The sequence below is a fragment of the Alsobacter soli genome (genome assembly GCF_003004785.1).
Classification (GTDB): domain Bacteria; phylum Pseudomonadota; class Alphaproteobacteria; order Rhizobiales; family Beijerinckiaceae; genus Alsobacter; species Alsobacter soli.
Genome location: NZ_PVZS01000011.1, coordinates 132,145 through 146,338, shown reverse-complemented (window position 1 = coordinate 146,338; position 14,194 = coordinate 132,145). Strand labels below are relative to the sequence as shown.

The following is a 14,194-nucleotide window of genomic DNA, read 5'->3' as shown; positions in this document are numbered from 1 at the left end:
GAGTGCGGGCATGTTCAGCCCTGCTCCCGGCCTCGTCATCGCGGCCCCCCGCTCCTCCAGCGGCAAGACCACCGTCACGCTCGGCCTGCTGCGCGCCTTCGCGCGCCGCGGAGTCCGGGTGACGGGCGCGAAATGCGGGCCGGACTACATCGATCCCGCCTTTCACGCGGCCGCAACAGGCCGGCCGAGCCTGAACCTGGACGCATGGGCGATGGCGCCAGAGCTGCTCGGCGGCCTGGCCCAGCGCGCCACGGCCGAAGCGGAGCTGACGCTCTGCGAGGGGCTGATGGGGCTGTTCGACGGCGTGCCGGCCGGGCCGGGGCGCTCGGGATCGTCGGCGGACGTCGCCGCCGCGCTGGGGTGGCCGGTGCTGCTGGTGCTGGACGTGAGCGGCCATTCGCAATCGGCCGCCGCGGTCGTGAAGGGCTGCGCCACCTACGACCCGCGCATCCGGCTGGCGGGGGTGGTGATCAACAAGGCGGGGAGCGCCCGCCACATCCGGCTGGTGGCGGAGGCGATCGCCGCGCTCGGGATCCCGGTGTTCGGGGCTCTGCCGCGCTCGGAGCAGGTCAGCCTGCCGGAGCGGCACCTCGGCCTGGTGCAGGCCAGCGAGACGAGCGGCCTCGACCGGCTGCTGGATGGGATGGCCGATCTCGTGGAGGCGCATCTCGACCTCGACGGCATCCAGGCCGCGGCCGCGCCGCTGGCGGCGGCCGGGCAGGTTGGCGCTGCGCTTAGGCCGCCGGGACAGCGGATCGCGCTGGCGCGGGACGAAGCCTTCTCCTTTATGTACCCGCATCTGCTGCAGGACTGGCGGGCGGCCGGCGCCGAGATCGCGCCGTTCTCGCCGCTTGCTGACGAGGCGCCTGCGGCGGATTGCGACGTATGCTGGCTGCCCGGCGGGTACCCGGAGCTGCACGCCGGGCGCCTGGCGGCGGCGAGCCGCTTCCTGTCCGGGCTGCGGGCCTTCGCAGAGGCGAAGCCGGTGCACGGGGAATGCGGGGGCTACATGACGCTCGGACGGACCCTCACGGACGCGGCTGGCGTGGAGCACCCCATGGCGGGGCTCCTGTCCGTGAGGACCAGCTTCGCCAAGCGCAAGATGAACCTCGGCTACCGGGCGGTCACGCTGCTGGCGGACGGTCCGCTTGGGGCGGCCGGGGCTCGGTTGCGGGGGCACGAGTTCCACTACGCCAGCGTGACCGACCTCGGCGACGATGCGCCCTTCGCGCTGGCGGGCGATGCTTATGGGTCGGAGCCCGCTCCCTCGGGCAGCCGGCGCGGCCTCGTCACCGGATCCTTCTTCCACGTCATCGCGGGGATCGCTGAGTCTCGGAGCGCGTGACGCGCGCCGGGCGCAGGGATAGGCTTTCCCCAAAAGCGAGGGCGCGGCGACGCGCCCCACAGGGGAGGAGCCATGAGACTGCAGGACAAGGTGGCCATCGTCACGGGCGGCGGCTCCGGCTTCGGAGCCGGGATCGTGCAGGCCTTCGTGGAGGAAGGCGCAACCGTCATGGTGGTGGACCGCGACGGCGCGGCGGCCCAGCGCGTCGCCGAGCCGCTCGGCGCCAAGGCGCGGCCGTTCACGGGGGACGTCTCGAAATCGGCCGAGGTGGAAGCCATGGTGGACGCCGCCCAGCGCGAATATGGCCGGCTCGACATCGTGGTGAACAACGCCGGCGTGGCGCACCTGCCCGCGCCCATGGAGACCATCGACGAAGAGGCGTTTGACCGCATCGCGGCGGTCAACATGCGGGGGATCTATCTCGCCGCGCGCTATGCGGTGCCAGTGTTCAAGGCGGCCGAAAAGGGCGTGTTCCTGAACATCGCCTCCACGGGCGGCGTGAGCCCCCGGCCCAACCTGACCTGGTACAACGCCTCCAAGGCCTGGGCGATCGGCGCGACGCGCGCCATGGCGGTCGAACTCGCGCCGCTCGGGATCCGGGTGAACGCCATCAACCCGGTGGCCGGCGACACGCCTCTGCTGCCCACCTTCATGGGCGGGGACACGGACGAGCACCGCAAGCGGTTCATCTCGGTGATCCCCATGGGACGGCTGTCCACGCCGCGGGACATCGCCATGGCGGCCGTCTACCTGTGCTCGGACGAGGCGAGCCTCGTGACGGGCGTCGCCCTTGAGGTGGACGGGGGGCGGTGCCTTTAGGGGCTGCTTCCTCCTGGATTGCTTCGTCGCTGCGCTCCTCGCAAGGACGACTACTTTTACTCGGCGGCGACTTGCGCCATGGGGTTGTTGGGGTGCGTGGTCCAGTTGGCGTAGCCGGGCTCGACGCGAAGGCCCGTGCGCGGGTCGATTGCGCCGGCCGCGAGGGGCTGCATGGTGATGCAGCCCTCGACAGGGCAGACCTCGATGCAGAGGTTGCAGCCGACGCACTCCTCATCCTTGACCACGAACATGCGGCGGCCGTCCACGGTGGCGGCGATGGCCTGGTGAGAGGTGTCCTCGCAGGCGATGTGGCAGCGGCCGCATTGGATGCAGAGGTCCTGGTCGATGACGGCCTTGGTGACGTAGTTCAGGTTCAGGTAGCGCCAGTCCGTGACGTTGGGCGCCGCGAGGCCGCGAAAGTCCTCGATCGAGCGATATCCCTTGCCGTCCATCCAGTTGGACAGGCCCGCCTTGAGCTCCTCCACGACCTTGAAGCCGTAGGTCATCGCGGCGGTGCAGACCTGGACCGTGCCGCAGCCGAGCGCGATGAACTCGGCGGCGTCGCGCCAGGTGGTGACGCCGCCGATGCCGGAGATCGGCAGTCCGCGGGTCTCGGGATCGCGGGCGATCTCGGCCACCATGTTGAGGGCGATGGGTTTAACCGCCGGGCCGCAATAGCCGCCATGGGACCCCTTGCCGTCGATGGTGGGGTTCGGGGCCATGCGGTCGAGGTCGATCGAAACGATGGACGACACCGTGTTGATCAGCGACACCGCGTCGGCGCCCCCCTGTTTGGCCGCCCGAGCCGGGTAGCGGATGTCGGTGATGTTGGGCGTGAGCTTCACGATCACGGGCATGCGGGTGTGCTGCTTGCACCAGCGCGCCACCATCTCAATGTATTCGGGCACCTGCCCCACCGCGGAGCCCATGCCGCGCTCGGACATTCCATGCGGGCAGCCGAAGTTCAGCTCGACGCCGTCGCACTCGGTCTCCTCGACGACCTTGAGGATCGCCTTCCAGCTCTCCTCGTCGCAGGGGACCATCAGGGAGACGACCACCGCGCGGTCGGGCCAGGCCTTCTTCACGGCCTTGATCTCCTGCAGGTTCAGCTGCAGCGGCCGATCGGTGATAAGCTCGATGTTGTTGAAGCCGAGGAGACGCCGGTCGGCGCCGTGAATCGCGCCATAGCGTGGGCCGTTGACGTTGACGATCGGCGGACCCTCGGCGCCAAGCGTCTTCCACACCACGCCGCCCCAGCCCGCCCTGAAGGCGCGGGTGACGTTGACTTCGCGGTCCGTGGGCGGCGCGGAGGCCAGCCAGAACGGGTTCGGGGACTTGATGCCGAGAAATGTGGTGCTGAGATCGGCCATGGCGCCCTCCCCTACTCGGCGGCGGCAGCGAGTACGCCCATGAGGGCGCGGTTGATCGAGAGCGCAGCCTGCTTGCCGTCCTCCACGGCGGCGACCGTGAGGTCCTTGCCCCCCGCGACGCAGTCGCCGCCCGCCCAGACGCCCGGGAGGCTGGTGCGGCGCTCGTCATCCACGACGATGCGCCCGCCCTTGAGCGCCGGAAGCTCTTCGCCGCCGAGATCGGACGGGACAAGGACCTGCCCTACGGCGCACATCACCATGTCGGCCGCAAGCGTGAAGCACTCGCCGGCGCCGAGGAGCTTGCCGTCCACTTCGGCGGTGCGCTCGAACGTGATCCCCGTCACGCGGCCGTTGTCGCCGAGGAGTTCGACCGGCATCGCCCAAGTTCGGATCAGGACGCCGTTGGTTTGCGCGAGCTGTCGCTCGTAGAGCGAGGCTTTCATGGCCTCCAGGCCGCGTCGGTAAGCGATCGTGACCTCCTCCGCGCCCAGGCGACGGGCCTGCACGGCGGCGTCCACGGCGGTCATGCCGCCGCCGATCACCACGACGCGGCGGCCTACCGGGAGCTGCGACTTGTCCGCCGTCTGGCGCAAGGTGGCGATCCACTCCACCGCGTCCATCACGCCTTCCAGCGCGTCGTCCCCGGGGAGGCCGAGCCTGTTGACGCCGCCCAGGCCCAGGCCGAGGAACACGGCGTCGAACTTGCGCCGCAGGTCGGCGAGCGTGAAGTCCTGGCCGAGCCGCTTGTCGCCCTCCACGGCGATCCCCCCGATGGAGAGCACGAAGGCGACCTCGCGCTGGGCGAAGTCGTCGGGCGCCTTGTAGGAGGCGATGCCGTATTCGTTGAGGCCGCCGAGCTTGGGGCGGACCTCGAACACCGTCACGTCGTGGCCGAGCTCGGCGAGCTTGTGGGCGCAGGCGAGGCCGGCAGGGCCGGCGCCGACCACGGCGATTCGCCGGCCTGTGGCGGGCGCCCGGGTGAAGGGCTGGCGCCCCCGGTCGAAGGCTACGTCCGTTGCGTAGCGCTGGAGCAGGCCGATCTTCACGGGCTTGCCCTCGGCGGCGTTGCGGACGCAGGCCTCCTCGCAGAGGGTCGCGGTGGGGCACACGCGTGCGCACATGCCGCCGAAGACGTTGGCCCGCAGAATGGTGTCCGCGGAGCCGATCGGGTCGTCCGCCTGGATCTGGCGAATGAAGAGCGGGACGTCGATGGAGGTCGGGCAGGCCGACTGGCAGGGCGCATCGAAGCAGAAATAGCAGCGGTCCGCCTCGACATGGGCCTCGTGCCTGTCGAGCGGCGGATGCAGGTCGGAGAAATTGGCTGCCAGCTCGGCCGTGCTCAGCCGCCCGGACGCCCATCCGGCTGCGGTTCTGTTGGCGCTCATGGTTCCCCTCCCACTTCGCCGCGGCGCAGGCGGCCCTGCGCCGATCCTGACCATTTGGTCAGGTTGAGGCCGGACCCGCGAGGTGTCAAGCGACGCGAGGGAGCGGATCATTCCCCAAGCCACGCAGGCGCTTGCCGAACTGTCGCAATGTGACAAACAACAGTCGCAATGCTCCGCCGCTCGGGCGGCGGGCCAACCTAGGCTTGCAGCTTGGGCGAGAGCCCGTCCGTACGACCGTGGGAGGGGTTCCATGATCGCACGCATCCTGTCCGCCGACGCGTGGCCACACGCACGGGGGAGCCGCTTTTTGGCGGCTTCCCTTTGCGTCACGGGTCCGTAAAGTGTCGGCAATAAAGAACAATCGCGTTCAAGCGGACGCGGTGGCCGCGGCGCAGCCGAAGCCGTGTTTCGGAGGGTGAAATCATGACGAAGCGTGACAATGAAGCCGGGCTTGTCTCCCGGCGCGGGCTGATCAAGACGGGCGCGGCCGCAGCCGCCCTCACGGTCGCCTCCCCGGCCATCATCCGCGGCTCCCTAGCCTCGTCCGGCGCCATGAACTTCCTGGGCTGGGCCGGATACGACGAGTTCCCGAGGGTCTTCGCCCAGTTCGAGAAAAAGACCGGCATCAAGATCAACTTCACCGGCTATGGCAGCCAGGACGAGATGGTCGCCCAGGCCAAGACGGGCGCCGCCACGAATGGCAGCTTCGATATCTGCGAGCCGACCTCCGACCGCCTGCTGAGCTGGACCGACAACGACTTCGTCCAGCCCTGGGACGAGAAGCGCATGAACATCGACGGCGTCGACCCGGCCTTCCTGCAGGGCGGCGCCGCGGATGCGCTGAAGGTGAACGGCAAGCGCTATGGCGCGAGCTCGGTGTGGGGCAGCGAATCGCTCACCTTCCATGCCAAGGAAGCCCCCATGGTCTATGGCAAGGCGAGCCTGATGGACCTGTGGGACGACAAGTACGCGGGCAAGCTCACGCTGCGCGGCCATTCCGGGCTCGTCGCCATCGGGCGCGGGCTCGACGCGCAGGGCAAGCTGCCGCACAAGTTCGAGGACAGCTTCAAAGACGAAGCCAAGATGACCGCGAACTACGACGAGATCCTGAAGTTCGCGCTCGCCAAGCGGAAGAACGTGGCGCAGTTCTGGTCCAACGAGAACGAGGCGCAGGGCGCCTTCCGCACCAACGGCTGCACGGTCGGCATGTGCTGGGACACCTCGGCCGCCGCGCTCATGAAGGAAGGCTTCCCCATCGGCTACATCGCGCCGGTGGAGGGCACCGTGTGCTGGCTGCAGAACTTCGTGCTGCTGAAGGGCGCCAAGAACCTGGAGCAGGTTTACGCGTGGATCTCCTGGATCAACTCGCCGGAAGGCGGCGCGGCCTGGGCGGCGGCCTACGGGGCGAACTCCACCTCCAAGGGCGCTGTCGACCTGGCGGACGCCAACGCCAAGAAGTTCTTCCAGACCGCCTATCCGGGCGACGCCCTGAAGAAGCTCTGGTGGTGGCCGGCGCAGCCGTCCTGGTTCATCACCAAGCGGACGGAGTACGCCAAGAAGTTCATGTCGGCGTAAGCTGGTCCAGGCCGCTTCAGGCCGTCGGTGGACGGGGCTTCCCCGGCCATCGGCGGCGCGGCCTCAGCGTCGCCCGGGACAAGCCCGGGCATGACGGCGGGTGACGGGTCGACCGCTCCGCCGCACCTTTTCGGCCCGACCGCCCCCGGAGGCCCATGAGCCAGGACGTCGTACTCGACCACGTCACCATGCGCTTCGGCGACTTCACGGCCGTGCGCGACATCAATCTCACGGTGAAAGCCGGCGAGTTCTTCTCCTTCCTGGGCCCATCCGGCTGCGGCAAGACCACAATCCTGCGGATCCTTTCGGGCTTCACCGAGCCCACGGAGGGGCAGGTGCGCATCGGCGGGCGGGACATGGCCGGCATCGGCCCGAACCAGCGCCCGACCGCGCTGATCTTCCAGAACCTGGCGCTCTTCCCGCTCATGACCGTGTGGGAGAACATCGCCTTCGGCCTCGAAGTCCGGGGCGTCTCCAAGGAGAAGCGGCGCAAACGCGCGATGGAGCTGCTCGATCTCATCGCCATGCCGGACGCCGCCGACAAGCGCATCAGCGAGCTGTCAGGCGGCATGAAGCAGCGCGTGGCGATCGCGCGGGCGCTGGCCGTGGAGCCCAAGGTCATGCTGCTGGACGAGCCGCTGTCGGCGCTCGACCTCAAGTTGCGCCAGCACATGCGGGCAGAGCTGCGCGCCATCCAGCGGCGCACGGGCGTGACCTTCATCTACATCACCCATGACCAGGGCGAGGCCCTGACCATGTCGGACCGGGTGGCGGTGATGTCGCGCGGGCGAATCGAGCAGGTGGGCGCCCCCAGCGACATCTACGACGCCCCGCGCACGCCTTTCGTGGCGACCTTCGTGGGCGAGAACAACCGGTTCGCCGGCACGGTCGCGTCCGTCGAGGGCGGGGTGGCGCGGGTGGATACGCCCGCGGGTCCGCTGGCCGGCAAGGCCGGCGAGGGCGTCCGCCCCGGCGATCCGGCCGTGCTGTTCGTCCGGCCCGAGCGGATGCGGATGGGACAGGCCTGCCCCAACCAGCTCAGCGCGCGCATCCACCACGTCGATTTCGAGGGCAGCTTCGCGAACCTGTTCCTGGCCGGCCCGGGGGGTGGAGAGCTTATCGTGCAGGCCTCCAACGACGGCGCCCTTCCGAGCCTGTCGCCCGGCATCGAGCTGTCCCTCGGCTTCCCGCCCGAGAGCGCCGTAGTCCTGCCCGCCTCGGCGGAGGCCGCCGCGTGAGCGAGCTCTTCCGTCGCTACGGGACCGGCATGACGCTGACCATGCTGGCCGGCGTGGCGGTGTGGGTGCTGGCCATGGTGGTCCTGCCCTACTTCGTGATGGTCGAGTACTCGTTCCATCCCAACCTGACCGTGGTGGAGATGGGCGGGCCGAAGGACCACTACACGCTGGAGAACTACGCCGCCCTGTTCCGGGGCGTGGACCTGCTCCACTGGGACTTCCCGGACGACTTCCGGGTCTTCCTGCGAACCATGTGGGGCGCGTCGCTCGTCACCTTCATCTGCCTCCTCGTGTGCTACCCGGTGGCCTTCTACCTGGCCAAGGTGGCGACGCCGGAGCGCACGGCCTTCCTGCTGCTGATCCTGGTGATCCCGTTCTGGATCAACGAGATCCTGCGCACCTTCTCGTGGTACATCCTGCTCGCCTATAGCGGGCCGCTGAACATCGTCCTCAAGGCGCTCGGGATCATCGACGCGCCGGTGCGCTGGCTGTCCGGGAGCGCAGGCGTGCTGATCGGCATGACGTACGCCTTTCTCCTTTTCATGATGTTCCCGCTCTACAACGCGCTGGAGACGCTGGACCGCAACCAGATCGAGGCGGCTCGGGACCTCGGCGCGCCGACATGGCGCATCCACTGGCGGGTGGTGATACCCCACGCCAAGCCCGGCATCGCCGTGGGCTGCATCATGGTGTTCGTGCTGGCGGCGTCCTCCTATGTCGTGCCGGCGCTGCTGGGCAGCCCGGGCACGCGCTGGTTCACGGAGACCATCTACAGCTGGTTCTTCGAGGCGCAGAACTGGCCGCTCGGCTCGGCCTACGCCTTTATCCTGCTCGGCCTGTGCGTCGCGTTCATCCTGCTGATGATGCGCCTGTTCCGGGTCGGGCTGACCGACATCGCCAAGTAGGGGCCGCCGATGCAGGCTTCACGCGCCTCGGACCGGCTGCTCCAGATCTATCTGGGCGTGTTCCTGGTCTACCTGTTCCTGCCGCTGGTGATCATGGCGGCAGCGACGTTCAACACGAGCCGGTTTCCGACGGTGACGCCCTGGCTCGGAACCACAACCCGCTGGTTCGAGGCGCTCTACAACGACGCCGGCATGTGGGTGGCGCTGGAGAACAGCTTCATCATCGGCTTCTTCGTGATCCTCGTGTCGGTGCCGCTCGGGGTGGCGGCGGCCGTGGTGCTCAATGGCGTTCACGCCCGGGCGCGAAGCCTGCTCTATGCCGTGATGGTCTCGCCGCTGCTCACGCCCGGCGTGATCATCGGCATCTCGACGCTGGTGTTCTGGGACCGGCTGGGCGTGAAGGGCGGCCTCCATCTGGCCGTGATCGGCCAGTCCAGCTTCATCACCGCCTACGTGATGCTGATGGTGCTGGCGCGGCTGCAGCGTTTCGACACCAGCCTGGAGGAGGCCGCGCTCGACCTCGGCGCCAGCCATGGGCAGGTGTTCCGGCGAATCCTGGCGCCGCATCTCAAGCCTGCCATCCTGTCCGGCGCCGTGCTCGCGTTCTTCCAGTCGTTCGAGAACTACAACACGACTCTTTTCACCCGTGGCACGGATACAACACTCACCATCTACATCGCCTCGAAGGTCCGGACGGGCCTGACGCCGGCCGTCAACGCCCTCGGGCTGATCCTCATCCTGGTTACCGTAGTGGGAGCAGTGGCTTACGAGGTCATGAGGAGGCGCGAATCAGCCCGGGAAAGGGCGGCCCTGCGCAACGCCGAGCGGGCCGACATGGAAGCGCTCCAGATTGCCTGACGCAAGGTCGCATGATTAATATCAACTCTACTGGAACTCATGTTAATCGCGTGTTCACCACGTGATGTGCAACTCAGGCGAAACGCAGCGGATTCGCGATATGCAAGCTGCGTTACAACCTGCAGTTGCTTCTCAAGCACGAGTGTCTCCCGCACCCTGAGCTCACGTTCGGCGCCAAGCCGGCACCGTCGCGGCGCGATGAGGGCCCTAGAGCCCCGCCGCCTCGATCAGCAAACAAGGATGCGGACGATGACCGATGAAGTTCTCCTGTCGGTGGACACCATCACCATTGCGGCCCTGATGCGCGCCATGCAGGTGGTGATCCACGCCTACCAGGACGCCAACCAGGACACGGAAGCCTTCGATCGGCTCGAGACCCTGGCGTTGAACGAGATCAAGGCCTTGGACACGGGCGCCTTCGCGTATGAGGAGCAGGCGGAAGGGCTGGCGCAGGGGCTCCTCCTGACCCGCTCGGTGTTCCGCTACGCCCGCGCGCAAGCCGAGGCTTCCGTGGACCCGGCCGGCGTCCAGCCGAAAGGACGCAGCCCGAGGCCGTCCGCCGTCTGCGCCCAGAGGAACTGACGAAGGGCGCCGCTCGACCGGAGCGGCGCCCCTTCGGCCTAGCGTCGAGCCCTCATCCTCACTGGCTCGGCTGCCCCCCACTCTCCCCCGCCCCACCCGGATCGGCCGGGCTCCTCACGCTTTGCGTCGCTGGTCCGGAAATGCGCCACCAGCTCGTTGAGCCGCTGCAACTGAGTGTTCAGGGTCGATGCGGAAGCGGCGCTCTGCTCGGCGAGAGCGGCGTTCTGCTGGGTCATTTCGTCCAGATGCGAGATGGCCTGGGCCATCTCGTCGATGCCGCTGGCCTGCTCGGCCGTCGCGCTTGAAATCTCCGTGACGGTGCCGGCGACGCGCTGGGACGCATTCACGATCTCCGACAAGGCTTCGCCCGTCGACCGGACCAGATGGACGCCCTGGTCCACCTCCTGGGCGGAGGTGTTGATCAGGGTGGTGATGTCCTTCGCCGCCTCGCTGGAGCGCTGGGCGAGGGTGCGCACCTCCGAAGCCACCACGGCGAATCCCTTGCCGGCCTCGCCGGCCCGCGCGGCCTCGACCGCGGCGTTCAGCGCGAGAAGGTTGGTCTGGAAGGCGATCTCCTCGATCACGCCGATGATGTCGGAGATGCGCTTGGAGGCCTGCTCGATCCGCTCCATGGCGGAGACCGCCTGCGACACCACCTGACCGCCGTTCTCGGCCACGCGGCGGGCCTCCTCGGCGGCGGACACGGCCATATGCGACGATTGGGCCGAAGCCTTCACGGACGCGGCCAGCTGCTCGGTGGTGGCGGCGGTCTCCTCCAGGGAGGACGCCTGCTGCTCCGTGCGGGACGACAGGTCATCAGCCCCGCTGGCGATCTCGCGCGCCGCCTGGCGCACGTCCGCAGCCGTTCCCTGGATGGAGGCGACCGTTTCTGACAACCGCCTCACCGTTTCGTTGAAGGCGTCGCGCAGCTCGCCGAGCCTGCCCTCGTGCGCCGAATCGATCATCCGGGTCAGATCGCCCTGGGCCAGGGCGCGCAGGCTGCCGGCGATCTCGGACGTGGACTGGTCAACGGCCTCGCAGAAGCCGTTCATGCTCTCCGCGATCCTGCGGAAGAAGCCGGACTTTCCGGCGAGCTCGAGCCGGCGATCGAATCGGCCGTGCTGGGCCGCCTCGGCAAGCGCCGTCACTTCGTCCTGGGCGGCGACTTCGGCGGTGACGTCCCGCCATTCCAGCATGGCCCCGAGGCGTTCGCCCCGCGCGTCCTTCACCGGGGACACCACCAGGTCGAAGCTCCTGCGCCCGACCTTCACCCGGGCGATGTGCAGCTTGGAGAGGGCGCTGACCATCTGCTCCTGGTGCGCCGGATTGCGGTGGAACACTCCCATGGAACGACCGAGGATCTGATCCGGATCGAAATGCGGCAGCGTGGCGCGGAAGTCCTCCACGTGTTCGCGAAAGAGCTTCTGCACGGATGCGTTGGCGTAGACGATCCGGTGGTCCCGGTCCGCCAGCAGGACGTTGGTGGGCGAGCTGTCCATGGCTGCGTGGATCCGCTCGAGGGTCTCGAGCGGCGCCGTGTCGACGAGTCGCCCTCCTCCCTCGCGGCTGGCGCCGTCCACCGCAGCGCCACGCCCCCGGAGGGTGGCCGCCGCGCCGGCCAGCGCGGCTCCCACAAGGCCTACGGCCGGCGCGAAGAGGCCCGAATGATCCAGCGCGGCCCAACTCAGCCACACGCTGGACGCCACGCTTCCGCCCAGCAACGCCCAGGGCGTGATTCGCGAATCGCTCAGTCGCATGAAACCTCCCATGTTCAATCAGATGGCTGCCGCGCGACGCAGCGCCCTCCCGCAGAGCGGACACGCAGCGGTGGTGCGATCAACAGATTTAAACTAAAGATTGATCATTTGGTAAATTACGCACAGGATTTATGCAATTTCCTGCGAAGCGGCCGGGTGTCGCCGACCGCTGGGCGCCTGCGCGGCAAGCCAAACAGCAAAAAGGCCCGCCGAAGCGAGCCTGTTGTGACGATCAGAATAAAGTTCCGGTTGGTGGAGCCAGGCGGGATCGAACCGCCGACCTCTTGAATGCCATTCAAGCGCTCTCCCAGCTGAGCTATGGCCCCACTTTAACCGAGAGCCGGGGGCTTGGGACCCCCCGGCGCGTCGCCGTCTTGCGTCGGCGAGGGGGTCTATAGCCGCCCTCGCCGGCCGGATCAAGCCTCTTCGTCGTCTTCGATCTCACTATCGATCAGATCGGAGACGTCATCGTCGCCACTCTCCTCCTCTTCGAGGAAAGTGTCGTCGTCCTCGGCGATATCGTCCTCGATCTCGACGTCATCGTCGGTCGGCAGGTCCTTCGAGGCCTCGTCCGCTTCGACTTCGTCGAGGGAGACCAGCTCGGGGCCGGCGCCAGCCTCCTCCGTGTCCTCGTCCTCGTCACGGTTCGCGACCTCGGCCGCGCGGCCGCGCACGGGCGCCGGCATGGCGGCCGCCGTGTAGGTCGCGCCGCACTTCGGGCAGATGATCGGGTCCTTGTTGAGGTCGTAGAATTTCGCGCCGCAGCTCTGGCATTGGCGCTTGGCGCCAAGTTCCGGTTTCGCCATGGAGACCAGCCTTGTCAGGGAGAAGGAAAGGAATGGCTTCGGTTAGTCGCGCCGATTGCGGCTGTCAACGTGTCGCGCCGCCTTGCGCCGCCTTAGAGTTCACAAGGTGACCGGCGGGTGACGCCGGGGGCGGCCTGTGCTAGGTGCCGCGCGGCCCGATCACCCGCCCCCGAAGTCTGCACCCGGAGAACGCCCGTGTCCAAGTCCTCCTCGCATCACGGCGAAGCGCAGCCGCTCTCGGCCCAGGGCGGGCCCCCTCTCCGCGGCAGGGTGCGCGTGCCGGGCGACAAGTCGATCTCGCACCGCGCCATGATCTTCGGCCTGCTCGCGGTGGGGGAGACCACCGTGGAAGGCCTACTCGAAGGCGAGGACGTGCTGCGCACCGCCGAAGCCTGCCGGGCGCTCGGAGCCACTATGGAGCGGACTGGGGAGGGCGCCTGGCGCATTCAAGGCGTCGGGGTCGGCGGGCTGCGCGAGCCGGCGGGCGTGCTTGATTTCGGCAACGCGGGCACCGGCTCCCGCCTCATGATGGGCGTGGTCGGCGGACACGGGATCACGGCGACCTTCGACGGCGACGCCTCGCTGCGCAAGCGGCCGATGCGGCGCATCCTCGATCCGCTCACCAGGATGGGCGCGCAGGTGCTGTCCGAGGCCGAGGGCGGACGCTGCCCCATCACCCTGAAGGGCGCGATCGACCCGGTTCCGATCGAGTACCGGACCCCGGTGGCCTCGGCCCAGATCAAGTCGGCCGTCCTGCTCGCCGGCCTCAACGCCCCGGGCCGCACCACCGTCATCGAGACCGAGGCTTCGCGCGACCATACGGAGAAGATGCTCGCTTATTTCGGGGCGAGGGTCACGGTGACGCCGGAAGGCGAGCACGGCCGCCGCATCGTCCTGGAAGGCCGTCCTGAGCTGAAGCCGGCCCACGTGGTAGTGCCAGCCGATCCGTCTTCGGCCGCCTTCCCGATCGTGGCGGCGCTGGTGACGCCCGGCTCGGACATTGTGGTCGAGGGCGTCATGATGAACCCGCTGCGCACGGGGCTGCTGACGAGCCTGCGCGAGATGGGCGCAGACATCGAGGAGATCGGGCGCCGCGTCGAGGGCGGCGAGGAGGTGGCGGACCTGCGGGTGCGCCATTCCGCCCTGCGCGGGGTGGACGTGCCCGCCGGGCGCGCTCCCTCCATGATCGACGAGTATCCCGTGCTGGCCGTGGCGGCCTCCTTCGCGTCCGGCGAGACCAGGATGCGGGGCCTGCACGAGCTGCGGGTGAAGGAAAGCGACCGGTTGCAGGCCGTGGCGGATGGTCTGGCGGCCAATGGCGTCGAGCATCGGATCGAGGGCGACGACCTCATCGTCCAGGGCGGAGCCGGCGTGGTCCGAGGGGGCGGGACGGTGAAGACCCACCTGGACCACCGCATCGCCATGAGCTTCCTGGTGATGGGGCTTGCGTCACAGCGACCGGTGACGGTGGACGACAAGACCATGATCGCCACCAGTTTCCCAGCCTTCGAAGGCCTGATGACGGGCCTCGGGGCTGTGTTCAAGGCGGCCTGA

Annotated in this window: 12 protein-coding genes and 1 tRNA gene; 8 read left to right on the top strand and 5 right to left on the bottom strand. The window is 68.5% G+C overall.

Annotated elements, in window-relative coordinates; genetic code table 11:
• Nucleotides 1-10: 10 nt before the first annotated feature.
• Together SLNSH_RS12230 and SLNSH_RS12225 are read left to right on the top strand one after the other, a co-directional pair.
• Nucleotides 11-1,345, top strand: coding sequence for a cobyrinic acid a,c-diamide synthase CobB (locus SLNSH_RS12230; RefSeq protein ID WP_106337270.1), 1,335 nt, complete (start codon nt 11-13; stop codon nt 1,343-1,345).
• A gap of 72 nt (nt 1,346-1,417) precedes the next feature.
• Entirely contained in the window at nt 1,418-2,164 is a 747-nt protein-coding gene (locus SLNSH_RS12225) for a glucose 1-dehydrogenase (RefSeq protein ID WP_106337269.1), read from the top strand.
• A gap of 56 nt (nt 2,165-2,220) precedes the next feature.
• Here SLNSH_RS12225 and preA read toward each other — a convergent pair whose 3' ends face one another.
• Nucleotides 2,221-3,534 (bottom strand): NAD-dependent dihydropyrimidine dehydrogenase subunit PreA, encoded by a 1,314-nt coding sequence (gene preA / locus SLNSH_RS12220; RefSeq protein ID WP_106337268.1) that lies wholly within the window; start codon nt 3,532-3,534, stop codon nt 2,221-2,223.
• A gap of 11 nt (nt 3,535-3,545) precedes the next feature.
• On the bottom strand, nt 3,546-4,919 hold the full coding sequence (locus SLNSH_RS12215) for an NAD(P)-dependent oxidoreductase (RefSeq protein WP_106337267.1): 1,374 nt from the start codon (nt 4,917-4,919) through the stop codon (nt 3,546-3,548).
• Nucleotides 4,920-5,342: 423 nt separating this feature from the next.
• Here SLNSH_RS12215 and SLNSH_RS12210 point away from each other — a divergent pair, with 423 nt between their 5' ends.
• The 5 genes from SLNSH_RS12210 to SLNSH_RS12190 all read left to right on the top strand — a co-directional run bounded on the left by SLNSH_RS12210 (nt 5,343) and on the right by SLNSH_RS12190 (nt 10,077).
• Nucleotides 5,343-6,494: an extracellular solute-binding protein gene (locus SLNSH_RS12210; RefSeq protein ID WP_106337266.1), complete on the top strand. Its 1,152-nt coding sequence runs from the start codon at nt 5,343-5,345 to the stop codon at nt 6,492-6,494.
• A 155-nt stretch (nt 6,495-6,649) separates the two neighbouring features.
• On the top strand, nt 6,650-7,732 hold the full coding sequence (locus SLNSH_RS12205) for an ABC transporter ATP-binding protein (protein ID WP_106337265.1): 1,083 nt from the start codon (nt 6,650-6,652) through the stop codon (nt 7,730-7,732).
• The gene (locus SLNSH_RS12200; RefSeq protein ID WP_106337264.1) at nt 7,729-8,637 is read left to right on the top strand and encodes an ABC transporter permease; all 909 of its coding nucleotides are present in this window, start codon (nt 7,729-7,731) and stop codon (nt 8,635-8,637) included. The genes SLNSH_RS12205 and SLNSH_RS12200 overlap by 4 nt, the downstream gene beginning before the upstream one ends.
• Nucleotides 8,638-8,646: 9 nt before the next feature.
• On the top strand, nt 8,647-9,495 hold the full coding sequence (locus tag SLNSH_RS12195; protein WP_106337263.1) for an ABC transporter permease: 849 nt from the start codon (nt 8,647-8,649) through the stop codon (nt 9,493-9,495).
• Between the two features lie 249 nt (nt 9,496-9,744).
• Nucleotides 9,745-10,077, top strand: a complete 333-nt coding sequence (locus SLNSH_RS12190; protein WP_106337262.1) for a hypothetical protein — start codon at nt 9,745-9,747, stop codon at nt 10,075-10,077.
• A gap of 38 nt (nt 10,078-10,115) precedes the next feature.
• Here SLNSH_RS12190 and SLNSH_RS12185 read toward each other — a convergent pair whose 3' ends face one another.
• From SLNSH_RS12185 to SLNSH_RS12175, 3 genes are all read right to left on the bottom strand, one after another.
• Nucleotides 10,116-11,834 (bottom strand): methyl-accepting chemotaxis protein, encoded by a 1,719-nt coding sequence (locus tag SLNSH_RS12185; RefSeq protein ID WP_158266746.1) that lies wholly within the window; start codon nt 11,832-11,834, stop codon nt 10,116-10,118.
• A 250-nt stretch (nt 11,835-12,084) separates the two neighbouring features.
• A tRNA-Ala gene (locus tag SLNSH_RS12180) sits at nt 12,085-12,160 on the bottom strand.
• A 90-nt stretch (nt 12,161-12,250) separates the two neighbouring features.
• Nucleotides 12,251-12,640, bottom strand: a complete 390-nt coding sequence (locus SLNSH_RS12175; RefSeq protein WP_106337260.1) for a TIGR02300 family protein — start codon at nt 12,638-12,640, stop codon at nt 12,251-12,253.
• Nucleotides 12,641-12,835: 195 nt separating this feature from the next.
• Here SLNSH_RS12175 and aroA point away from each other — a divergent pair, with 195 nt between their 5' ends.
• The gene (gene aroA / locus SLNSH_RS12170; RefSeq protein ID WP_106337259.1) at nt 12,836-14,194 is read left to right on the top strand and encodes a 3-phosphoshikimate 1-carboxyvinyltransferase; all 1,359 of its coding nucleotides are present in this window, start codon (nt 12,836-12,838) and stop codon (nt 14,192-14,194) included.